Source organism: Enterococcus sp. AZ048 (genome assembly GCF_051715125.1).
In the GTDB taxonomy this organism is placed as follows: Bacteria; Bacillota; Bacilli; order Lactobacillales; family Enterococcaceae; genus Enterococcus_A; species Enterococcus_A gilvus.
In genome coordinates this window covers 522,713-545,407 of record NZ_JBIOTD010000002.1, presented here as the reverse complement: position 1 = coordinate 545,407, position 22,695 = coordinate 522,713, and the positions used below count along the sequence as shown (strand labels likewise).

Sequence of the window (22,695 nt, the reverse complement as noted above, 5' to 3'; positions counted from 1 at the left end):
CACCTCCTTGAAAAAATAGTACCACTTACTGAAAAAATATGAAAAGAAAACGATCACTCGTCAGAAAATAAACCGTTCTCATAGAAGAAAAGGGAATTTTTATTGGTTTTGTCCATGCTTGATGGCTTTAAAGGCATTGATCCCAAAAGAGATCAGAAAGAAGAAGCTCGCCCACTTGAAGATCGGGCCTTCTTGAAACGCAAAAAACAGCGAGACGAAAAAATAAGAAAGCGCAATGTAGAAGTAGGGGTTGTGCAGCCCTTTGAATTTCATGATACTCACCTCTTTTAAGGCAGTATAAAGGTTTGAAGAGGCGCCGTCAAAATGTAGGACTTTCCGACAACAAGTGCCGATGAGCTGGGAACGAGAAGGGGCTATTTGCCAGAAGAAGAACTCCGCAAAAAAAACACACTGCATTGAAAAGATGCAGTGTGTTTGAGCTGAATTAGGCCTGCCAAGACATCAACACTTCGGATTCGTTGGTTTCTGGATCAAGTCGTTCCTCTTGGCTATCAAAATGATTTTTCTGATAAAAGCGCAATGCCGCGGCATTCTTTTTGTAAACGGCTAAGGTCAACTGCTGGTGATCGGACTTCGCTGTATTCAATAGTTGGGTGCCGATGCCCAGTGAACGATAGGCGCTTAAAACAAAGATGCCGGCGATGTAGTCGTCCATCATTCCGAGGAAGCCGACGATGGTTCCTTCGTGAAAATAGGCATAGATCGATGCTTGGGAGAAGGCCTCTTTCACGGCGACCTGATTGCTCAGCCAATAGTCTTCACTGATGAAAGCATGGGCATCGATGTTGCTTTTTAGCCAAATGTCGGAGAGTGTCGTTAATTCATTTTCTGTGAGGTTGTTCAATTGTTTGATCATTCTTTTTTCCTTTTCTAAAAATGTCATTTATTCTTCGTCATGGATTTTTAGGGAATCCGACTGCATGTTCTGTTCAAAAAGCCGGTCACTCTTTTGATTTGAAAAGCGGCTCTTGAGGCGACGTGTAGTAGTCGCTATTCAGCGTTTCTTCTTTTTTCTTTCCCAGCACTGAAAACAGCATCGGGCTAAAGCCCAAGAGTCCCAGTAAGAGAGCGACGGGGATGTAGAAGCGTTTCTGTTCAAACAGTGGGGTCTTTTTTTCATCGTCAAGCCTCCATTCGATACCTAAGTTCTGTCTTTAAGTTTATCAGAATCCAGCAGGTAAAAAAAGAAGCGGGGGAGTGTTTTCTCGATGGAAGAAAAAATGCCTTCCCCGCAAAAGAGGAAAGGCGTTCATAGAAGACGGTTAACCGAGTTTCGTGGTTCCGCTGCCGATGTGGGCAACGTAAAAATCAGGCGCATAGCCAACCGTGTTCATATACGTGTCATAGACATTATTTTTAAATGCAGGAATCGTGTCTTCTTTGACTAGCGCGATGGCGCAGCCGCCGAAACCAGCGCCTGTCATCCGTGCCCCCAAAACACCGGCCTGTGCCTGGGCCGCGTCAACAAGGGTGTCCAATTCGATCCCCGTCACTTCATACTCATGACGCAGCGAATCGTGAGACGCATTCAAAAGCTGACCGAAAGCTTCCAGATTGCCATTCTCTAATTCTGCTTTGGCCTTCAAGGTACGTTGGTTCTCGGTCACCGCATGACGGGCACGGTGGATCAAGGTGTCATCACCGATCAGCTCCGTGTTTGCTTCAAAGGTTTCTTCATCCAAATCACCCAAGGCATGAATGTCTAGCTTCGTTTGCAGGCGGGCAAGGGCCTCTTCGCATTCACTGCGGCGCTCGTTGTACTTGGAATCCGCTAATTCACGGCGTTTATTGGTATTCATGATCACGATGGCATAGCCGTCGAGCTTTACGGGGACCATTTCATAAGCCAAAGTATTGGTATCCAGCAGGATCGCTTGGTCCACATCACCAAAGCCGATGGCAAATTGATCCATGATCCCAGAATTGACGCCGATAAACTCATTTTCTACTTTTTTACCGGTTTGGACCAGCTCAAGACGGTCCGTATCCAGTTCAAACAGATCCTCTAAAACAACACCTACCAATAATTCTAAAGAGGCGCTGCTGGAGAGGCCAGCACCGTTGGGGATCGTGCCTTCAACGAGTAATTCAAAACCGTGATCGATGGTGTGTCCGGCTTCCTGCATTTTCAGGATCATGCCTTTTACATAGTTTGCCCAATTGTCCTTTTTATCGTAGGCCAACTGATCGATGGCAAAGGAGATCACTCCGACATCTTCAAAGTTGGTGGAGTAGACCAGCACCTTTTTATCGTCACGAGGCGCGGCGGCACCATACGTTCCGTAGGTGATCGAAGCGGGGAAGACATGACCGCCGTTGTAGTCGGTATGTTCCCCGATCAAGTTGATTCGACCGGGTGAGAAATAGTGTGTGGTTTTCTTTGGTCCAAAAATTTCAGCAAATGTTGTCGTTAGCTCGCGAGTGCTGGCCATATTAATTTCCTTCTTTCATGAGTAGTTTGTATTCAGTCGTCGTTTCAAATGTTTGCTGGGCGGGCAGGGTGATCGAACCGAATGCTGGAAATTGTTCGGCACCGGGAGCAATTTGAGTTTCAAAAGTGATCCCGCCATGATCTGCGAGTTTTTTTCCTTGCAGCTCTGGCCCGTCATTGCCGAAGTTCGCAGTGAAGATCACCACGCTGGAGGCATCCGTTGAGACGATCAGCTCGGTCGTGCCGTCAGGACTGGTCAATCGCGCGGCCGGTTTCTCCAAAAGGCTGTCCTTTAAGAAGAAGGGATGATCAAGCCCGTTGTATTGCTTCGTCTGGTCAAAGCTGCTGGTGAACACATCCGCTAGCGGCCGTGGGTGCTGGAAGTCCAGCGGTGTTCCCGTGACAGGAGCTTTTTCGCCTGTTGGTAGTACATCCGGACGCAAAGAAGCAAAGTGGTCGCTGTTCAGCCAAAGCGTGTGTTCGGCGATCGATTGAGTGACGTCGCCGGTCAGATTAAAATAAACATGGTTGGTTGGATTAAACAGGGTCGCCTGATCGCTTGTTCCTTTAGTGGTCACCCGCCAAACGTTCTCTTTCGTCAACGTGTGGCGAACCTCTATGTCCAAGTTGCCGGGAAAACCGTGCTCGCCGTCAGGACTGCTGCTGGTGAAGACCACTGACGCTTCGTCATCTCCATTTTCCACTCGATAGGCCCATTTTTTCGTCTCAAAGCCCGGCTGTCCGCCGTGAAGAGAATGCCCCGTCTTTGGATCGATCGCGACCTGATAGTCCCTGCCTTCAAGCGTAAAGCGGCCGTTTTCGATCCGTCCAGCAGTACGACCGATAGAAGCCCCGATAAACGCATCCTTTTCTAAATATTCTTCGGCTGAATCAAAACCTAAGACCAATTCTTTATCCCAGCCTAAACGAACGATCCGCGCCCCTAAGTCAGAGACAGATAAATGGAAACCGTCTTCATTTTCAAGGGTGATCGGTTGATAGCCTTTGCCAAAAGGCGTTTCTGTAATTTGCATTTAAAAAACCTCACTTTTTCTGTAGTAGAAATGTTTCGTGTCCCAATAAGTGTAGCGATTTCTCAAGAAAGTGACAAGGAATAGCTGTTTTTTTACGTATCTTTAGTTTAACAAGAAATCGTTTTCTCCATAACGTCTTTCTGTGACGACTATTTAACTTTTTGTTGCATGTGACTAAAGGGAAAAAGAGAATCTATAGCGCCAGCCTTAACGGAATGTTCATTTTTTTGATCAGGCATTTATCTCATTATATAGAAGAGAAAATGACGATCGTTGAAGCGTGGCGGAATCTCGAATGGCACATCTGTTTCTTTTTTTGACTATCTTCGGATGGAAATTATAATAATCGGGTCAATTGAGCATTATATTTGATTGTAATTGGTAGTCACTTCGATAAATAATCTATAAAGTTTTTATTGACTGTTTTTATTGGGATTGATAAAGTGTTTATTGTGTATTTCTTATTATTTTAAACTATTTTTACCGATATTTATAGTTATTTTATATATAATAATATTATTATATGTTAGTGAAAGAAAATAAAAGAAAGATTATGAAACAAATAAGGGGAATGTTGGGATGGACAAGAAAAAGAGAATTATTGTATTTTTAGCGATCATTAGTCAAATAATTTATTTATTTTTCCGATTTAGGTACACGCTGCCGTTTCGTTGGGGCTTTCTCACCCTATTTTTAGCGTTGCTGCTGTTGCTGTCTGAGTTTTCATCGAATTTACAAGGGATCTATGAATTCATCACGATCGCTGGAAAGAAGGCGTTGAAAGAGGTTCCTCTTGAACCGGAGCAGTATCCCCATGTGGATATTTTGATCACCACGCACAACGAAAGCCACAAGCTGCTGTATAAAACGATCAATGCCTGCAAAAATTTGAGTTATCCTGATACGAAAAAGGTCCACGTGTATTTGTGTGACGATAGCTGCCGCGAGGAGATGAAGAATATCGCGGCGCTGTTTGACATTCACTATATCGGGATGCGAAAAGAAGACAACCCCGATAAAAAGGCGGGGAATGTGAACAATGCATTGCAGCATTCGTCATCGCCTTTGGTGGCTTGTTTGGATTGCGATATGATCCCTAAAAGCGATTTTTTGCTGAAGGTCGTTCCGTATTTTTATGAAACTGAAAACAATACAGACGAAGAGATCGCGGCATATTCCGAGGAATTAGCGGAAAACGGGTATCAGTTTAAGATCGGCTATGTTCAAACGCCGCAGGATTTCTATACGTTGGATCTTTTTCAATACAATTTGTTCGCGGACAACATTTTACCGAATGAGCAGGATTATTTTTTCAAGCATGTCAACGGTGCCCGCGTCCCGTTTAACTCGGCGATTTATTGCGGCTCAAATGCGATCATCTCAAGAGACGCGCTGGAATCCACAGGCGGCTTGTCGACAGACAGTATCACAGAGGACTTTTCTTCCAGTATCAAAATGCAAAAAGCCGGCTATCTGGGACGTGTGCTGTCAGAAAGTTATGTGTACGGCTTGTGTCCCTTTACGATCGAGGACTTGAAGGACCAACGGGTTCGCTGGAGCAGAGGCTTCGTGCAGGGAATCCGAAGCAATCGCCTGCTTTTCAGTAAATTGTCGCTTCTCTCAAAGTTTAGCTACCTGATTCTATACAATTATTGGCTGCTGCCTTATCGTAAGCTGGCGTTTTTGTTTATTCCCATCATCAGTGTGCTGTTCAACTTTAGGATCGTGGACACAGATATTCTGCTCTTGCTGCTGGTTTGGCTGCCGGCCTACATGATCTACAATTGGGCCCTGTCTTGTGTTTCGGAAAAATCCTTGAACCGAACCTACAGCAACCTTGTCGATACGATTTTGACACCCTATATCGCGTGGCCTTTATTTAAAGAATTAGTAGGCATCAGGGAAGAGCATTTTGTCGTGACCCCGAAAGATTTTTGGCGGATCAATGAAGCGCCGCCCAAGCGCTACGTGGTGTTCAACGTGGTGGGCTTGCTATTGACCGTCGTCTCGATCGTAGCAAGTATCCTCAATATCTATGCGATCCCGACGGCGTCACAAGTATTTATTTTGTTCTGGCTATGCCAAAACGCCGTGAGTTTTTTCTATGGGATCAGCTTCAACCGGCCGCGAAAAGGGATCGACAATGAATTTATCCGTTGGAAGCTGGCGTTGCAGGGCATACTCACCTTTGGGCCTGAAGGGGAGGAGGCGATCGAGGTTGAGACGGTGTATTTAAATGAAGAACGCATCCACTTGAAGGCGGCTGAGGGTGTTGACTCGTTTCTCGATCAGCATGGAAAATTCCAACTCTCAGACGAACGGTATACGACCGAGTTGACGGTTCAGGTTCGGTCGTGTGGGGAGGACGGGATCGAGCTTTTCATTGAAGAACCGATCGATGAGGTGAATCCCGCCTACAATCAGTATTTGCACCTTCTGCATGATCGACCGACCACCTACACGACGACGATCGTCAATCAAAACTTTTGGATCGATAATTTTGATAAGAATTTCATCAACGCCTTTAAAGTCGGCGAATGGCGTGGCTGGAAAGAGAAGAAAAAAGAGCTGTCTGGGTTTCCGTTGCAACGAGACACGGAAAAGAAAGGGGCTGAATCGAAATGACGAAGGGATTGTTGGCTTTTAAACGCAAGGATTTTCTGGTACTGGGGATCAGCTATCTTGCGGGACTTATCGTCCATTACACCGTTTATACTCATCAGTTGATGACCCCTGATGGGACGATGGCGGGTTTTTATCGGATGAGCGGGGAATGGGAGCTTCGTCTAGGCCGCTGGGGCTTGGTAGTTGCGGATGCGCTGCAAGGCGGGCTGAATAACGCCGCATTTTCTGCGATGCTGAGTCTGCTGTTTATCAGCTTGAGTGGTGTTCTTTTGATGAAGCTATTCGCCATAAATCAGCCTTTGTTAGGTGTCTTGCTTTGCTTGACGCTGACGTGTTCTCCCATGACGGCGATGATTTTGATGTACCCGTATTGTGCCGTTCCTTATAGCCTGTCGATTCTCTTCGCTATTTTAGCAGCGGTCCTCGCCTTTTTGTCTGCGCCAAAAAATCTGTGGGCGATTGGTGCAGGGCTGCTGCTGACAGTGTCGATCAGTTTCTATCAAAGCAATCTCGGGGCATTTTTAATCGCAGGCGGCGGCTATGTGGTGCTGTATCTGCTTGATCCGACCCATACTTTTACAGACGTACTAGCGGGTGTCAAAAAATTCGTGGGGATCAGTGTCGCGGGGGTAGCGGTATACGCGATCATCTTGAAGCTTTCTTTACTCAGCGCTGAGTTGACGATGGCGGCGTATAAGAACGCGGATCAGCTCTCACCAATCACCAGTCTGAGAGCCATGAACAGCACGATCTTGGCGACCTATCGCACGTGCTATCAATTCTTTTTTGGCGATGAAATTGTGAGAAATGCCTTTGGAGAGCGCTATTTCTATTTCGGCTTAGGGCTGCTTTCTCTCCTGATTTTTGCCTTTCTCGCCATCAAAATAAAACGCTCGCCGGCGATCTTCTTTCTGGCGACGGGTCTGTTAGCTGTTTTTCCAATTTTCGCAAATGTGATCCAGCTGGCGATTCCGGGGACTTTTGTTTATTTATTGATGGCTTCCGGGATGACAGTGATCGTTCCATTTCTGATCGGGCTGTTCTGTTTATGGCACCGCTCAGTTGTTTTTTCAGGTAAGAAGAAGCGAGGGCTGACCGCTCTATTTGTCAGTATACTCGTGGGATTGGTGTGGACGTACAGTTTGACGAATCAAAACGATGCATTGGTGATGTTGAGCGATCAGCGGCAAAGCACACAATTGGCCAATCGCATTTGGGCCCAATTGGAGCAACGCGCTGATTATCGAAAGGACGAGACCACTCTTTTGATCGCGGGGACGCCACATAAGGGGAATTACCCGACGCCGTACCCTGAGCTCATGAAAAAAGCGAACGAGGGGGCGAGATTCGGCACTGTCTGGGAAACCTACGAGGGCAATATCGAGGCGTGGTACAATTTCTTTCAACTGCATTTAGGGGTATCCTATAAACGCTGTTCTGTCGAAAAGTTTGAAAAAATCGCGAAGACAAAAGCCTATCAGGAGATGCCCTTGTATCCAGAAAAAGAGTCGATCCAGGAGATCGAGGGCGTATGCGTCGTGAAATTATCGAATATCTCAGAAGAGGATCAGTAGCAGAAACCGCCAGCAGTTCTCACTGTTGGCGGTTTTTTTGTGGGATATAGTATTATTAAATTTAGAGAATTCAAAACGAGACGGGTCATTTTTTTCGGAGAATCCCCCATAATTCTTTTAAGGCCCAAAAGATGAAGACCGGGACGACCACTGTGAGCAGCAGGGTGAAAATACTGCGATAGGAGAATGCATAGTCGATGTATGGATTGATTTTTTGCAACAGCAGCGTGCTAGGGACGATCAGACAAATCAGCAATGTTTGGATGAGCTGTTTCAAACTCTTTTTCACAAGACCATTCCTTTCCATACGCAAGAGAATGCTTTATTTTTAGGGTAGCATGAAGGGCAGGAGTGTTGGGGGAATCCCCAATAGTTTCGGTTTTCGGTAAAAAAAAGGGCACTTGTTCGTGTATAATTTAAAGAAACGATTCGTTGGGAGGAAAAAGATGGAGCAAACCATTTTTTTGAAAAAAGAGCAGCATCAAGTAACCAATGATCTTCACTTTGACTTTTGCGGGATCTCCAAAACGCTGCCTTTCCATTCGTTTGGTCCAGCGATCCGCCAAAATTATATTTTGCATGTCGTGATGGAGGGCAGGGGGACCTATCAGGTCAAGAATCAGCAGTATCACTTAAAAAAGGGCGATCTGTTTTTGATTCGTCCGGGGGATTCTACGTTTTATTTGGCTGACGGAGAGGAGCCGTGGATGTATGGCTGGCTTTCCTTTAGCGGTGAGGCGGCGGAGACGATCTTGCAGCACACCCATTTTCGAGACGCCCACTATACGATGGTCTCCTCCAACATCCAGAATTACATCGATACGATCTTGGCCTGTCTTTCTTTTTCAGAGGAGACGATGGAAAATGAGCTGCGTTTGAACGCGTTGACCCATCAGTTTTTAGCGGATCTGATCGCGGATGGAGGGAAGAGCCATTTAGGCGAGACCAAAAAATATTCTCCTTTGGCTGTTGAGACGGTCGCCTACATCGAAGCGCATTATTCAGAGCAGTTGACCGTAGAGGCGATCGCGCGCCAGCTATCCGTGAACCGCAGTCATTTGTCGCGGGTCTTTCGCAACCACATGGACAGCAGTATCAAAGACTACATTCTAGGTGTCCGAATCAATCGCGCCGCCTTTTTACTTTCAATGACCGAAGAGACCGTGGAAACGATCGCGGGGCAGGTTGGGTTCAACAGTCTTGTGGTGTTCAGCCGAATGTTCAAAAAGATGACCGGAGAGACGGCGACCGCCTATCGCAAGCGCATGAAAAGAGAAGAAAGCCAGACGATTTCTTTGGATGGGTGGAAGCAGCAGTTGGAAAAACAAGCCGTCGTTCGCCGCGCGACATAACTAAGATAGCGTTTACAACGAACGGCAGTTACCCTATACTTGAATAATAAGGAATAGGGTTATTTTCTTTGCCCTAAATCGACTTGTTCTGTTAGAAAATAATCTAAAAAACAGGAGGGTACCAATGATGAAAAAAGCGAGTGAGCTGTCCGTGAAAGAATTAGGCGCCTACATTGATCAATCCGTGTTGAAGCCGGATTTTACTGAAGCAGAGATTCGTCAATACATTCAAGAAGGGATCGACTATCATTGCGCTACGGTGTGTGTGAATCCATCTTCGCTGGACATCGCCGCCGAGATGACGGCTGGAACGGACACCAAGATCTGTGTGGTCTGCGATTTTCCCTTTGGAACCAGCACGACGGCCTCCAAAGTGCTGCAGGCAGAGACGTATTGCCAGCGTGAAGACATTTATGAGCTGGACATCGTGGCGAATTTCGGTTGGCTTCGCAGCGGGAAATACGAAGAAGTCACCAGAGAGCTGCGGGTGATCACGGAGGTGTGCCATGCCCACGGCACCGCAGTGAAAGTCATTCTTGAGACAGACACCTTGAATGAGGAACAGATACGGCAGGGGTGTGAGTGTGCGATCGCTGCAGAAGCAGACTTTGTCAAAACCAGTACGGGCTTTATCACTGGCTATGATGACAAAGGAGCCACAAATGAGGTGATCCGGCTGATGATGGATCAATGCGACGGGCGAATCAAGATCAAAGGCAGCGGCGGTATCCGAACAAGAGAGCATTTCTTAGAATTGATCGACATGGGGATCGATCGGATGGGCATCGGCTTTAAATCAACGCCAGTCGTTCTAGGAATAGAGAAGTAATATGGAAGAAAAAAAGAAGGTGTTCTTTGAGACGGCAGCCGATTTTCGGGAATGGCTCGCCGAAAATGCCGAGATCAGCGGCGGCGTTTGGCTGACATTCGGCAAAACAAAAAACGTCAAAACGCTGAAGGCGGGCGAAGCGTTGGAAGAAGCGTTGAGCTTCGGCTGGATCGACGGTGTCATGAAAAAAGTCGATGAGCACGCGTACTTAAAATACTTTGCGCCACGGCGTAAAAACAGTAAATGGTCGGAGAAAAACAAAAAAATCGTCGCAAAGCTGGAAGCACAGGGGCGAATGACGCCCCTCGGTCAGGAGAAGGTGGCAGAGGCGAAAGCAAACGGGCAATGGGAAAATGCGACGAAGCCTTCAGCGATCACAGATGAACAAATCGCCGAAGTTGCTGCCTTATTGAAAGTCGCACCACTAGCGCTGGAAAATTTCCATAACATGTCCCCTTCCGTTAAAAAAACCTATACCCGTGCGTATTTTGATGCCAAAACAGACGCAGGCAGAGGGAAACGATTGGCTTGGATGACGGAGCGTTTAGAGAAAAACTTAAAACCGATGTAAAAAAAGCGCTGGGATTTTTTTTCGATCTCAGCGCTTTTCTGTGTGGATATAGTTCGTTATGGTTTTTTGGTAGTCGTCCCATTTGGCTTCGCCCGTATTCATATACTGTGCCAACAAATACCCGATATACGGCCCCGTCGTCAATCCCGAAGAACCTAGCCCGCTGGCGACCAGCAGCCCGTCCGTCAAGGAACCGAAGAAGGGGGCGAAATCAGAAGTATAAGCGCGAGTCCCTACACGAAAATGAGCAGGGGCGGCGAGGATTTTTTCCGGTTCCGCCAAAAAGGGCATTGCGCCTTCTGTGAGCTGCTTGAATGCCTGATCCGTCGCCTTCAGATCCCATCCCGCGTCGTTTTCATGGGTCGCCCCTAACAAGATTTTTCCATCTAAAAAGGGGATCAAATCAGCTTCGCCATCCAGCATCGCGACAGGGAAGTCGCCGCTGTTTTTTAGCGTTGTCTGGAACACAAGCAGTTGCCCCTTTTGCGGACGCAGGTCTGCTTGATAGCCGAGAGGTGCCAGCAGCTCTTTGAGATGGGGACCGACTGTCAAAATAATTTGGTCGAAAGTGTCCTTTTTCTCTGCGTAGGTGATCGTTTTTTCATCCAACAGCTTCACACGCTGAGAAACGAAGGCGACGCCCGAATGCTCGGCCTTTTTTCGCATATGAATCAAATACGCTTTGCCATCTAAGCGGCCGCCGCCGCTGATCTTTAACGCAGGTGTCGGCTTCAGCAAAGGCAGTGCGTCGTGAGTCTGTTCCTTTGAAAGTCGCTCGATCGTGCCGATCTCCGGTGCGTCTTTTTTTCGTTCTTCAGCTAAGGTAACAAGCGTGTCTAATTGTTTTTCAGGCCGCAGCAGCAGTGTTCCTGAACGCTGATAGATCGTCTGATCCAAGTGAAAATCTTGGACCAATTTTGGGAAAAAGGCCGCGCCGTCTTTTGCCAATCGGTACCATTGCTTGTTGCGTCGTTTCGACAACCAAGGCGAGATGATCCCCGCACTGGCACTGGTTGCTTGTCCTGTCGGCTCATCAAACAAGGTCACGTGGTATTTTTTTGGATCTATATAATTCGCCAGCGTCATGCCGATGATGCCGCCGCCGATAATTGCGATTTCTTTCATGTCTTCACTTCTTTCCGTTATTGATTTTGACATACCCAGACAAAATTTTCAATCAATGACCCATATTTTACTTTACCTGTCGTAGTAATTGTCGTACAATGATTACAACGACAGATGAAGTAATTTCAGGAGGTGGCAAAATGATTTCGAGCGATGGGATTCGCGGGTACAATGATGTCATCATTTTGTCCGTATTGAAGGAAGGCGATTCTTATGGATACGCTGTTTCCCAAAAAATTCGCGATGTGAGTGAGGAAGTCTATGTGATCAAAGAGACGACCTTATACTCCGCCTTCAACCGATTGGAGAAAAATGGGTATATCCATTCGTATCCAGGAGAAGTTACCCATGGAAAAAAGCGTACGTACTACCACATCACCGATATAGGCCTGACTTTTTTAGAAGAAAAGCGAAATGAATGGAAGCAAACTAAAAAAGTTGTGAACCGATTTATGAAAGAAGGGTAAAAAATGGATACGATTAAAAATTATGTGGAGACATTGTTTCTCGAATTTCCAAATACGAAGGAAGTCCAACGGGCAAAGCAAGAGATTCTCACGATCATGGAAGATCATTATTTAGCGCTGATCGATGAAGGAAAAAGTGAACATGAAGCGATCGGTCAAGTCATCAGTGAATTCGGCTCTGTCGATGAGCTGCGGGAGGAGCTGGAGTTTGCGACTCGGGAGAAAGAACCCGACAACGGTATCGAAGAAGAGGAAATGTACCAGTATTTAGAGCATCGAAAGAGAGACGCCAAAGGTCTAAGCATCGGGATCAGCGGATGCCTGCTCGCGGTGGGTGCTCTTTTGGGATTCAGTATAGCCGGTGCGGAGATGGTGGGGATGCTGCTGTTCTTTATCCTCCTCGCCATCAGTGTCGGTATCATTATCTACAATGGGATGCAATTTTCTAAAAACAGCAAAGGATTGAATGACCGCTACATTCCTGTCGAGTGCAACAAAGAAGCGCAAAAGTTAAAACAAGGTTATCAAAAAAGTTTCCAAGTCAGCTTGGTTTTCGGTGTTTGTCTTTGCGTATTGAGCGTGGCGCCTTTGTTCTTTTTCCAAATCTTTACTTATGCGGAGAACGGGCTGCCCTTCATGTTCTTCTTCTTAGCATTGGGAGTATTCTTGATCGTTTACGGAAGCATCAACTACGCCAGCTTTGATAAATTCATCAAAGAAAAATTTTTTATCGCAGACGAAGATGAGCTGGGGCCTAACGCGATGCAGGAAAAATACGGGGAATCTGCCCGCGCAAAGTATGTTTTTCAAAAAGTGTATTGGCCGCTAGTGGTGATCATTTATTTTGCTTGGTCCTTCATGCTGGGGGGCTGGGGAATCAGTTGGGTGGTCTTTGTCGTAGCAGGTATTTTTTATAGCGTATTAGAAACAGTTTTTGTGAAGCGGTAAGTAGTAAAAACAAGACGAACGTTCGAAGCAGGGGAAAGGCTTCGGACGTTTTTTTGTAGTTTGGTTGAATAGAGGAAAAGCAACGAAAAAAAGTTCTATCCAAATGATTGACAAAATTCCAGAATAAACTTAAACTGAAATCGAACGTACGTTTGCATTGGAGGTGGATATATTGAGTAACATTTACGAAGGAGAGCCGGTCAGAGATGTTTTTTGCATGGACTCGAAAAGTTTTTATGCCAGTGTGGAGTGTATCGAGCATGGATTGAAGCCATTGGAAGATATGCTCGTCGTGATGAGCGGCGATCGAGAGAATGCGGGTCTTGTGTTAGCGGCGAGCCCGATGGCGAAAAAGAAATTAGGCATCAGCAATGTCAGTCGTGGATTTGAGATACCGAATCACCCGGACCTGCATGTCGTCCCGCCGCGGATGACGTTGTACATTCAATACCATATGCGTATCCAGGAGATTTTTCGGCAGTACATGGCAGAGGAAGACATTCATACATATAGCATTGATGAACAATTTGGCGATTTGACCCATAGCTGGAAATTATTCGGCAAAAGTTCGGCGGAAGTCGGCAAGATGATCCAACAGGAGATCATTGATAAGATCGGCATCTATACCTCGTTAGGGATGGGAGACAATCCCTTATTGGCAAAGATCGCGATGGACAATGAAGCAAAAAACAGAGACGATCATTTCGCTCATTGGCGGTACCAAGATGTGCCGGAAAAGATTTGGCCGCTTCGTCTGAGTGACTTTTGCGGTATTGGTCGGCGGATGGAACGGCGCTATCAACTGATGGGGTTTTATACGATGGGGGACCTCGCCCACACGGATCCGTTTATTTTAAAAAATCATTTTGGTGTGATGGGTATGCAGCATTACATGCATGCATGGGGCATTGATCGTTCGGTCCTTTCACAAAAAGACCTGTACCCTGAGAAGGAAAAATCCATCGGGAATTCCCAGGTGCTGCCTAAGAATTATGCCCACAAAGGGGACATTCTTACGGTATTGGCAGAAATCTGCGAACAGGTGGCACAGCGGCTGCGAAAAAAAGAGGTATTGGGCGGCACGCTCCATTTAGGGATTGCTTATGCCTACTTTGGCAGCGGGAAACGAGGCGGGTTCCATCATCAAGTAAAAATCCCTCCTACCAACCAGTCAAAGGAGCTGACGCAAGTCGCGCGGACACTGTTTGAAAAATATTGGGACCGTTCAGAGGTTCGGAACATCTCTATTACGGTCTCGTCTTTACGACCGGCTGGGAGTTTGCAGCTGAATCTGTTTGAAGAGCCGCTACAGACGATCAAAGAGGAGAAAATCGATGATGTCATAGCCCAGATCCGCAACCGTTACAAATTCACGTCGATCGTACGCGCCCACTCATTGAATGAAGGGGCGACCGCGATTCGGCGAGCCGGATTGGTGGGCGGCCATGCTGGGGGAATGGAAGGAATGGATTAACCATGATCTATGATGAAGACAGTGCGAAGCAGCTTTTTATGGAAGCCAAGCGGGTCTATGAAGACCGAGGGATGATGAAATGGATCGGGTTTTACCTTTCCGACCATACCGCGGTATTAAATAAGGAATCCGCGGCACGTAGTCGGATCAACAGTGAAAAAGAACAAATGACGGTAGAGGAAATTGGTGCGACCTTGCAGCAAGGCTTTCTCCAAAACAAACGCTTGGCGATCCAGCTAGAGGCGCTCGACAGCGAAGGAAATTACTTAGATGATCTCGTAGGAAAGCTCGTCGGTCAAAAAGACGAGCAAATCTATCTCGACGAAGAGGAACGAGGCGTCTTACATATGACCATTGAACAGATCCATCATGTAGAACTATTAAAACCTAAGAAAATTTTGACAAATAATCAATAACCTAAAACCCTTCATCGCATCGCTGATGAAGGGTTTTTTATTTTTAAAAATAAGAGTGTCCAAAATTTATGGAATTAAAATAAAAAAATGGACACTAGAACATTAAAAAACAATATATTATTAATTAACAAAATATTATTTCGTTTTTGATTGATTATTTTTGCACTTTTATAAGTGAGGCAAAAGATAATATTAGTTATTTTGTGAATGAATAAAAATAAGGAAAGGGGAACGTCTATTTGAAAATCATATTATTTACAGAGAATGTTTTAGTCGAAGAAAAATTACAAGTTTCGCTGCAACATTTAGGCCATGAAGTTTTTGTCACAAAGAGTCTGACAGACCGAATTGACGAACTAGATGCTTTCAATTTTGAGCTTTGTATCATCAGTAATACGGTACTGAGAAAAAAGGCTGAAAAAATAGCAAATAAATTTTCGAAAAGAAAGATACATGTTGGCTTCAAAGGGAATGATTCCGATGAGGCAGTTACAGATGAAAATTTAGATTCAAAGTCGAAGCCAATCATTTTATTGGAAAATGACTCTATGGAACGCTTAAATGAAAAAATTAGTTTGTTTGTAGAAAACAATCTAGATACCTCGTTAGAAATTAGCGAAAGAAATAAATTAAGTAAGAATGAACGAAAAGTTCTTACATTATTGGCCTCAGATATGGAAACCCCTTATTCCAGAGAAAAAATTTGCTTCCACATTTGGAATGAAAAATCCTCCAAGTCTAATTTGTCTCAGTTGTCTTCGATCGTCAGACGAATCAACCAAAAACTTTCAACTGACAATGAGAATACGTTGATGATCAGTACGCTTTGGGGAAAAGGTTATTTCTGTACGAAATTAGATTGAGACGCTCACATTGAGAGGAGTTGTGATTATGCGCGTTTTGATTTTAACAAAAAATGTCTCAACAGAAAACGAAACACAAAGGATGTTACAAATTTTAGGCCATGAAGTCTTCACTACTTCAAAAATGCTAGATCTTTATTTGAGTACGGGAGATACCATGACAGCGACTCTTTTTGATTTATGCATTATTAGTAAAACAATTTCTGATTATGAGGCGAACCATCTTGCTGCACAACTGGCAAATAGGTCATGTACCGTTTTTCGCGAAGTTGAAAGGATTTCTGATGAAACGATCGAATATTCAAAGAGTCCTTTTAAAGAATTAAAAGCGAAACAAACCATTACAGATTTGCGGGAAGCACTCGCTGAAGGCGCCTAGTAAATCAATGATGAGAGAAAAGAATCAAAAAAAGGAGATATATCTATGAAAAAGAAATCACTCGTGGTAATTAGTACTGCCATTTTGGCGTCTAATACAGTGTTGCCTGCGACATTGACATCTGCGGAACAAGCGACACCGATTGAACAAAAGGATTTAGAAAATGCAAAAGAGAATCTAGAGTCAGAAACGGATAATCAGATTTTAAATTCGATGACAAAAACAGAAGATACGACTTCTTCTGAATCCATTGAAGAAACGCAAGAATCAGAGGAAGCTTCATCCAGCGAAGAGGAAAAGGAATCTACCACTGAATCCGAAGACCAAAAAACAGAAGAAAGTTCGACTTCTACCAGTGAAAGCATCGAAAAAGAGGACGTTGAGAAGAAAGCGAAGAAGGCTGAAGCAAAACTAAACAGTGTCACTGCAGGAATCAATGTTACGGATAAATTCCAGACGTACATCGATCCAATCACTAAAGTAGGACCGACTGAATTGACTGTTTCTGTTCCAATCTCCATCAGTCAAGCCGATTTAGAAGGTGTAAAAGTTGAGATTCCTTACGATTTTACGCCAAGCACTGATAATCCTACCTTTAAAAATTTTACGATGACTGATCCAATTTTCAGTTTGATCGAACCAGACGCACCGTCTGCGGACTCCATCGTGGAATCCTATGAGAATAAGCCAGATGAGAACAAGTTGGTCATCCATTTGAAGAAAACGACAACGACTGTGGAAACATTAAACCTGCGCTTTGAGTTCAATCAAGACTACAGCGCAAAAATCCCAGCGAACCAAATTATCTGGAATAATTTGAAAGCGACAGTAAAGGATGCTGAGGAGGAAAAAATCAGCGAGTCAGATGCGAAAAGTGTGAAGTCTAGTGCGATTGATGGGATGGGCGTTGATTTTCGAAAAACGAATCCTGATAATGAAGATTATGTTACAGGTAATATTGTTACAGTTTTGAGATATTTAAACAATTACAATAAATACTCACTTTTAGATACTTCGAAAATGAATAAAATCTTTGTTGAGGCCCCTAAAGGAACGATTGATAGCTATTCTAGTTACTATAACGGTGGGAAAGAAACCCATGAAGATAATCCTAGTATACCTGAAGGATATGAAAGGTTTTATAGAATTATTACTGACGATTCTTCAACCTTTAATTATATGTATGAAAAAGGTAATCCTAATGCTAGTAATAATTATATGGAACCTAAGTATACGATTCCTAATTCAATTTCAGTTGGAGATAAATTCCACATACTTGCTGGGATGACTTATACAAAAATAAATGGAGAAGAAAAAACTATATCTAAATTACAGAATTACAAAAAAATCGATCAAAAGGAGTGGGCAGTTTATTCTGGAAAAACTGCGCATTCCAGACCTAATGGAGATCTTGCTATTGTAAACCAAGCACAATCTTCTAGTGTTAGCGGAGCTATGGCAACAATTGGAACAACGGGTTATTCATTTGATTGGACATTCAGAAATATTGGTAAAAGAGACATTGTAAACAGTGACTTTGTACTCTATCAAAAATCTAAAGGTTCCGAAAAACTAAATTTCAATTCTTTTACAGTCATGGGATTCAGGGACTCAGGAGATGTTCAGCTAACTTTATATAAAGTCAAATTCGAAATTAAGAATGCTGTAACTGGAAATATTAGAGAAGTAAGTAATGAACCGAAAAGTGGTGTTTTCAATGCTACATTGCCAGCTCTAGAGGAAAATGAGTATCTTGATAAAGTACACATTATTCCAATGGGCCTTGATGGTAATTCGGAAGGTCATCTAACATCTCTAAACGGAATTGGTATTAATTATACGGCAAAAAATTGGCCGAATGGGCAATGGCCCGATGGTTCGAGTATTCCGACGGCTGAAAGGTCAGTTGTTCAAATGGGGGCAACAAAATATTACGATGATGAAACAAATGATCAGCCCGCTACACCAAAAATTATTGAGCAAAATACTGGATATGTTTATTATGCTCCAGGACAAACAACTCAGGCACGCGCACAATTTGTAAGTGGAAGTGCGCAAGATAGAAAACCTGGTGAAAACGTTGATTATACAATTGTAGGTTATAACGAGCGTGGAAGTCTAGGCGATTGGACGAACCCAGAAGTTGTAGTTTCAATTCCAAAAGTTTTAGAGCTACAAAACCCAAATGAGTATAAAGATTTTATTGATGAAACACATAAAAAAACTTACGAAAGTTCAGTAAAGGTATCTTTGATCTCAACTGATGATGAATATAATTATTACAAATTCTCCACAAATAGCATTGGGTATCAGAATAACGCTAATTTATCATTTAGTATCCCCTTAAGATTGAAAGTTCAACCTGGAACACCCGTAGGAAGTTATCCAATAAAAGCAGTTGCTGTGTCACATAACGAGCCATCGTTTGTTCAAATGAATAAATCAATTAACAACCTGCCCAACGATCTCGCACAAAAAATGGGCTACGACAATGCGAAACCAAGTTCTTACTCAGCCTACACGACGGGTAACTCAGCTTTAAATGTTGTCTATGCCACGAAGTTAAATGGTGCGACTGCTGGACGGAAAAAGGCAACGGAAGATTGGTCGAATGTGACAAACTTCGCGGTTGAAAAAGGCGGTTCACCGCAAATGAAAGCAACCGTTCAAAATACGGGCAATACGAATTTCAGCAGTGTGCGTTTGTATGATATTTTGCCATCTTCGACAGACGGACGAGGCTCAACGGGGAATGTTTCTTTCGATGGCCTGCAAAGTGTTGATGGTGCAACTGTTTACTATACGACAAAGCCGGTTTCTGATTTGCCGAATTATGAGACCAACTTACAGGATTGGACAGCTGCGCAATTAGTCAGCTATGGTTTTACAACGAATAAACCAGCGAATGCTTCTGATACAACAGCGATTTTTATTGACTTCGGAAATAAAGTGGTCGCGCCTAACAGCAACTTGGATACGGTGATGGATTTCTTGATCCCGAACGCGGACAATCAAAAAGCGATCAATCAGTTCCAATATTCTGCTAAGGAAGAAGGCTCGGGAACGACACTTAACGCGAAGAGCGATTCGATCGTCTTCAGTACGGAAGTCGCACAACTCAATTTTGAGGAAAATCTGCCAAATTACTTGGCGGAGGGTGTGGAACATGCATCAAATATGCCAGAAAATCAAGGGGAACTATTGGATGTTGATGGAAACGGCTCTGTAACGATTCCAGAAGATGCACCAACGCTTGCTGGCTACGATTTTGTCGAATGGGTCGACAAGGAAGACAAGACTGCGAAATACCAACCGGGCGATGTGATTGATTTTACTAAGAGCAGTTCGAAAACAACGATTGATTTGAATGCTGTATGGAAAGCGAAAAAAGTCCGAATCAATTACAATGAAAACTTTGGAAACACACCGAAAGAAGTGAAAAAGGACTACAGTTTTGGAGATACAGTGGACCTTACTGAAGTACCGAAACCTACACGGACTGGGTATGAATTCATTGGCTGGAGCAGTGCTAGTGCGGCGACTGACAAAGATTTCAATGATGGCACGCGGATCAGTTTCACTTCAGAAAAGACAGTCTACGCAGTTTGGAAAGTCAACCGTTATAAGGTTTCTTTTGATGGAAATGCAGGAACTGGAGCGATGACAGACCTGGAGATGTCCTACGATGTTGAAAAGAATTTACCGAAAAATACATTTGAACGCAACGGCTACTTATTCCAAGGATGGTCAACGAAAAAAACAGGCACCGTGGAATACAAGGATCAGGCAGCTGTGAAGAATCTCTCGTCCAAGGCGAACGATACGATTTCGTTGTATGCGATATGGAAAGTGGATCAGACCGAGATCAAAGTAAAAGATTCAACGATTCATGTTGGCGATGCGTGGACTCCTGAGGATACTTTTGTTTCGGCAAAAGACGAAGATGGAAAAGCGGTCGCTTTCGACAAAGTGACGGCACCGAAAGCGGATGCGGTTGATACGATGACGATCGGTGATTACGAAGTGACGTATAGTTATAATGGCAAGGAAGCGAAAGCAACCATTCATGTGGTAGCCAACCAAGAAGCGTTGAAGGTCAAAGACGTGACGATCTATGAAGGTGATGATTGGAGTGCAGCGGATAATTTTGTCAACGCAGCGGATAAAGACGGCAATGGGATCTCATTCGACAAAGTGAAAACCAGCGGAGCGAGCGATGTTAACACCAATAAAGAAGGGACCTACGAGGTGACCTATCAGTATGGAAACCAAACACAGGTCGGAAAAGTCATCGTCTTGAAGAATCAAACCAGCATCACCACAAAAGATTCAACGATTTATGTTGGTGGAAGCTGGAATCCAGCGGACAACTTTGTCAGTGCAATCGATAAAGACGGATCGGCCGTTGATTTCAGTCAAGTGACTGGACCTGCAAACAACGCGGTAGATGTTTCGACCATCGGGGAGTATACCCTTACCTATACGCTGAACGGAAAAGAAGCGAAGGCGACTGTTCATGTGGTTGCGGATCAAGAAACATTGACCGTTCGAGACGTGACGATTTACGAAGGGGAGGCATGGACAGCAGCCGATAATTTCGTCAGTGCCACGACAAAAGACGGTGGGGACGTCGCTTTCAAAGACGTAGCGGTATCTGGTGCAGACGCTGTAAATGTTAATCAAGTGGGTGATTACGAGGTTTCCTACACATACGGAAGTCAAAAAACGACCGGAAAAGTGACGGTCTTGAAAAACCAGACTAGCATCGAAGCAAAGGATTCAACGATCTATACAAACAGCTCATGGACACCAGCGGACAATTTTGTTCGTGCAACAGACAAGACAGGGGCGAACGTCGATTTCAGTCAAATCATCCCTCCGGCTGCGGATGCTGTAGATGTGACCCAAGCAGGAGACTATGAAATCGTGTATCACTATAATGGAAAAGAAGCGAAAGCAACCGTTCGTGTTGTCGCTAATCAAGAGACATTGACTGTGAAAGACGTGACGATCTACGAGGGAGAAACGTGGACAGCAGCCGACAACTTTGTTGGTGCTACTACTAAAGACGGTGAGTCAGTCACCTTCGACAAGGTTGGCGTTAGCAATGCAGATACGGTTACTACGACCAAAGCAGGGACTTACGAAGTAACGTATAAATATGGAGAGCAACAGGTGATCGGAAAAGTGATCGTTTTGAAGAATCAAACCAGTATTGAGGCGAAAGATTCGACGATTTATCAAGGTAGTCCATGGGAACCAGCCGACAACTTTGTTCGTGCGACCGATAAAACAGGGGCGGCAGTCGATTTTGATCAAGTAACGGCTCCAGCTGTAGACGCCGTTGATCCAACGAAGATCGGTGAGTACAAGATTACCTACAGTTACAACGGGAAAGAAACAACTGTGACTGTTCACGTGGTGAAAAATCAGGAAACGCTGACGGTCAAAGATGTCACGCTCTATGAGGGAGACGACTGGACTGCGCAAGACAATTTCATCCAGGCAACCCAGAAATCTGGGGATGCGGTTCCGTTTTCAAAAATACAGGTCAAGGGTGCAGAGACAGTTGATACAGAGAAAGCGGGCATATATGAAGTTACTTACCTGTACGGAAATCAGGAAGCCATCGGAAAGGTTTATGTACTAGAAAACCAGGCGAGTATCACCGCGAAAGATTCCACAATCTACCAAGGAAGCACTTGGAAGCCGGTCGATAATTTTGTTGGTGCGACAGACAAAACTGGCGCGGCATTAAGCTTCGACAAAATCAATGCGCCAAAAGCAGAGGGTGTAGATACAACGAAAATCGGAGACTATACGGTAACCTATCGGAACAATAAGAAAGAAGCGAAGGCTGTCGTTCATGTGGTCAAAGATCAGGAGACGTTGACGCTAAAAGATATCACGATCTATGAAGGCGATGTTTGGAAAGCAGAGGACAACTTTGTTGGCGCCACAACGAAAGATGGCAAAGCGGTGTCATTTGAGAAGGTGAAAGTAACTGGCGCTGAAAATGTGAATAACAAAAAGGCTGGAACATATGAATTGACCTTTACGCAAGGTGGCATCAGTCAGAAGGCAAAGGTCATCGTGTTAAAAGACAAATCAAGTATCTCAGTAAAAGATTCCATTTTGTATGTTGGAGATAAATGGGAAGCCAAAGACAATTTTGTATCCGCGACAGATCGTCACGGAACCAAGGTTGATCTGAGTGATTTAGCGGTAAACGGTGAAGTCGATACGCAGAAGGCAGGAACCTACGAGGTGAAATATTCCTTCGATACTGAAGAAAAAGCGAGTCGAGCAGGTGGAAGGCAAATAGAAAGTTCATTAAGCACGCTTGCGAAAGTCAAAGTATTGGAGAAGAAAACACCGCCAAACAAGAAGAACGAGTCGTCTTCATCAACATTCACAGGAGAACGCTCGTTGCCAAATTCTTATCGTACCGTTACCTCAGCATATAAAACCTATCCAAAAACTGGCGAAAATCATTCGATGGCACCGATCATCGCAGGAGGATCATTGATTAGTTTTGCGTCACTTATTGCTTGGTTTAGAAATAAGCGGAAGCGTAGTTAACGTT

18 protein-coding genes are annotated in these 22,695 nt (G+C 44.5%); 12 read left to right on the top strand and 6 right to left on the bottom strand.

What is annotated here, in order from left to right:
* Nucleotides 1-99: 99 nt before the first annotated feature.
* From IGI66_RS16425 to IGI66_RS16410, 4 genes are all read right to left on the bottom strand, one after another.
* The gene (locus tag IGI66_RS16425; protein ID WP_155857523.1) at nt 100-273 is read right to left on the bottom strand and encodes a hypothetical protein; all 174 of its coding nucleotides are present in this window, start codon (nt 271-273) and stop codon (nt 100-102) included.
* Between the two features lie 172 nt (nt 274-445).
* Nucleotides 446-904, bottom strand: coding sequence for a GNAT family N-acetyltransferase (locus IGI66_RS16420; protein WP_438849621.1), 459 nt, complete (start codon nt 902-904; stop codon nt 446-448).
* A gap of 379 nt (nt 905-1,283) precedes the next feature.
* Nucleotides 1,284-2,453, bottom strand: a complete 1,170-nt coding sequence (locus IGI66_RS16415; RefSeq protein ID WP_438849620.1) for a galactokinase — start codon at nt 2,451-2,453, stop codon at nt 1,284-1,286.
* A 1-nt stretch (nt 2,454) separates the two neighbouring features.
* Entirely contained in the window at nt 2,455-3,486 is a 1,032-nt protein-coding gene (locus tag IGI66_RS16410; RefSeq protein ID WP_438849619.1) for a galactose-1-epimerase, read from the bottom strand.
* 579 nt (nt 3,487-4,065) lie between these two features.
* Here IGI66_RS16410 and IGI66_RS16405 point away from each other — a divergent pair.
* Both IGI66_RS16405 and IGI66_RS16400 read left to right on the top strand, forming a co-directional pair.
* The gene (locus IGI66_RS16405; RefSeq protein WP_438849618.1) at nt 4,066-6,111 is read left to right on the top strand and encodes a glycosyltransferase family 2 protein; all 2,046 of its coding nucleotides are present in this window, start codon (nt 4,066-4,068) and stop codon (nt 6,109-6,111) included.
* Nucleotides 6,108-7,685: a glucosyltransferase domain-containing protein gene (locus IGI66_RS16400; RefSeq protein ID WP_438849617.1), complete on the top strand. Its 1,578-nt coding sequence runs from the start codon at nt 6,108-6,110 to the stop codon at nt 7,683-7,685. Before IGI66_RS16405 ends, IGI66_RS16400 begins: the two co-directional genes overlap by 4 nt.
* Nucleotides 7,686-7,770: 85 nt before the next feature.
* On the opposite strand, the gene IGI66_RS16395 is transcribed toward IGI66_RS16400, so the two are convergent.
* Nucleotides 7,771-7,974 carry a hypothetical protein gene (locus tag IGI66_RS16395; RefSeq protein ID WP_288225847.1) on the bottom strand — a complete coding sequence of 68 codons (204 nt, stop codon included), beginning with the start codon at nt 7,972-7,974 and terminating at the stop codon, nt 7,771-7,773.
* Nucleotides 7,975-8,131: 157 nt separating this feature from the next.
* Between IGI66_RS16395 and IGI66_RS16390 the strand changes: the two genes are divergently transcribed.
* From IGI66_RS16390 to IGI66_RS16380, 3 genes are all read left to right on the top strand, one after another.
* Nucleotides 8,132-9,037, top strand: a complete 906-nt coding sequence (locus tag IGI66_RS16390) for an AraC family ligand binding domain-containing protein (RefSeq protein WP_438849616.1) — start codon at nt 8,132-8,134, stop codon at nt 9,035-9,037.
* A gap of 127 nt (nt 9,038-9,164) precedes the next feature.
* Complete coding sequence (gene deoC / locus IGI66_RS16385) at nt 9,165-9,866, top strand: deoxyribose-phosphate aldolase (RefSeq protein ID WP_438849893.1); 702 nt, start codon at nt 9,165-9,167, stop codon at nt 9,864-9,866.
* Nucleotide 9,867: 1 nt separating this feature from the next.
* Nucleotides 9,868-10,437: a YdeI/OmpD-associated family protein gene (locus IGI66_RS16380; protein WP_288225845.1), complete on the top strand. Its 570-nt coding sequence runs from the start codon at nt 9,868-9,870 to the stop codon at nt 10,435-10,437.
* A 27-nt stretch (nt 10,438-10,464) separates the two neighbouring features.
* Here IGI66_RS16380 and IGI66_RS16375 read toward each other — a convergent pair whose 3' ends face one another.
* Entirely contained in the window at nt 10,465-11,562 is a 1,098-nt protein-coding gene (locus IGI66_RS16375; protein WP_438849615.1) for an NAD(P)/FAD-dependent oxidoreductase, read from the bottom strand.
* A gap of 140 nt (nt 11,563-11,702) precedes the next feature.
* Between IGI66_RS16375 and IGI66_RS16370 the strand changes: the two genes are divergently transcribed.
* The 7 genes from IGI66_RS16370 to IGI66_RS16340 all read left to right on the top strand — a co-directional run bounded on the left by IGI66_RS16370 (nt 11,703) and on the right by IGI66_RS16340 (nt 22,691).
* Nucleotides 11,703-12,029, top strand: coding sequence for a PadR family transcriptional regulator (locus IGI66_RS16370; protein WP_010778556.1), 327 nt, complete (start codon nt 11,703-11,705; stop codon nt 12,027-12,029).
* A 3-nt stretch (nt 12,030-12,032) separates the two neighbouring features.
* The gene (locus IGI66_RS16365; RefSeq protein WP_438849614.1) at nt 12,033-12,977 is read left to right on the top strand and encodes a permease prefix domain 1-containing protein; all 945 of its coding nucleotides are present in this window, start codon (nt 12,033-12,035) and stop codon (nt 12,975-12,977) included.
* A gap of 163 nt (nt 12,978-13,140) precedes the next feature.
* Entirely contained in the window at nt 13,141-14,451 is a 1,311-nt protein-coding gene (locus IGI66_RS16360; protein WP_438849613.1) for a Y-family DNA polymerase, read from the top strand.
* Nucleotides 14,452-14,453: 2 nt separating this feature from the next.
* Nucleotides 14,454-14,867, top strand: a complete 414-nt coding sequence (locus IGI66_RS16355; protein WP_314574669.1) for a hypothetical protein — start codon at nt 14,454-14,456, stop codon at nt 14,865-14,867.
* Nucleotides 14,868-15,106: 239 nt separating this feature from the next.
* A complete protein-coding gene (locus IGI66_RS16350; RefSeq protein WP_114525410.1) occupies nt 15,107-15,730 on the top strand; it encodes a winged helix-turn-helix domain-containing protein in 624 nt (207 codons plus the stop codon).
* Nucleotides 15,731-15,758: 28 nt separating this feature from the next.
* Nucleotides 15,759-16,109 carry a hypothetical protein gene (locus IGI66_RS16345; RefSeq protein ID WP_438849612.1) on the top strand — a complete coding sequence of 117 codons (351 nt, stop codon included), beginning with the start codon at nt 15,759-15,761 and terminating at the stop codon, nt 16,107-16,109.
* A gap of 45 nt (nt 16,110-16,154) precedes the next feature.
* Nucleotides 16,155-22,691 carry a bacterial Ig-like domain-containing protein gene (locus IGI66_RS16340; RefSeq protein ID WP_438849611.1) on the top strand — a complete coding sequence of 2,179 codons (6,537 nt, stop codon included), beginning with the start codon at nt 16,155-16,157 and terminating at the stop codon, nt 22,689-22,691.
* Nucleotides 22,692-22,695 lie beyond the last annotated feature (4 nt).

Coding starts and splice junctions, on each gene's coding strand:
- IGI66_RS16375 (WP_438849615.1), bottom strand. CDS start 11,562: ATGAAAGAAATCGCAATTATCGGCGGCGGCATCATCGGCATGACGCTG.
- IGI66_RS16345 (WP_438849612.1), top strand. CDS start 15,759: ATGCGCGTTTTGATTTTAACAAAAAATGTCTCAACAGAAAACGAAACA.
- IGI66_RS16355 (WP_314574669.1), top strand. CDS start 14,454: ATGATCTATGATGAAGACAGTGCGAAGCAGCTTTTTATGGAAGCCAAG.
- IGI66_RS16340 (WP_438849611.1), top strand. CDS start 16,155: ATGAAAAAGAAATCACTCGTGGTAATTAGTACTGCCATTTTGGCGTCT.
- deoC (WP_438849893.1), top strand. CDS start 9,165: ATGAAAAAAGCGAGTGAGCTGTCCGTGAAAGAATTAGGCGCCTACATT.
- IGI66_RS16405 (WP_438849618.1), top strand. CDS start 4,066: ATGGACAAGAAAAAGAGAATTATTGTATTTTTAGCGATCATTAGTCAA.
- IGI66_RS16415 (WP_438849620.1), bottom strand. CDS start 2,453: ATGGCCAGCACTCGCGAGCTAACGACAACATTTGCTGAAATTTTTGGA.
- IGI66_RS16380 (WP_288225845.1), top strand. CDS start 9,868: ATGGAAGAAAAAAAGAAGGTGTTCTTTGAGACGGCAGCCGATTTTCGG.
- IGI66_RS16390 (WP_438849616.1), top strand. CDS start 8,132: ATGGAGCAAACCATTTTTTTGAAAAAAGAGCAGCATCAAGTAACCAAT.
- IGI66_RS16425 (WP_155857523.1), bottom strand. CDS start 273: ATGAAATTCAAAGGGCTGCACAACCCCTACTTCTACATTGCGCTTTCT.
- IGI66_RS16365 (WP_438849614.1), top strand. CDS start 12,033: ATGGATACGATTAAAAATTATGTGGAGACATTGTTTCTCGAATTTCCA.
- IGI66_RS16420 (WP_438849621.1), bottom strand. CDS start 904: ATGACATTTTTAGAAAAGGAAAAAAGAATGATCAAACAATTGAACAAC.
- IGI66_RS16400 (WP_438849617.1), top strand. CDS start 6,108: ATGACGAAGGGATTGTTGGCTTTTAAACGCAAGGATTTTCTGGTACTG.
- IGI66_RS16410 (WP_438849619.1), bottom strand. CDS start 3,486: ATGCAAATTACAGAAACGCCTTTTGGCAAAGGCTATCAACCGATCACC.
- IGI66_RS16370 (WP_010778556.1), top strand. CDS start 11,703: ATGATTTCGAGCGATGGGATTCGCGGGTACAATGATGTCATCATTTTG.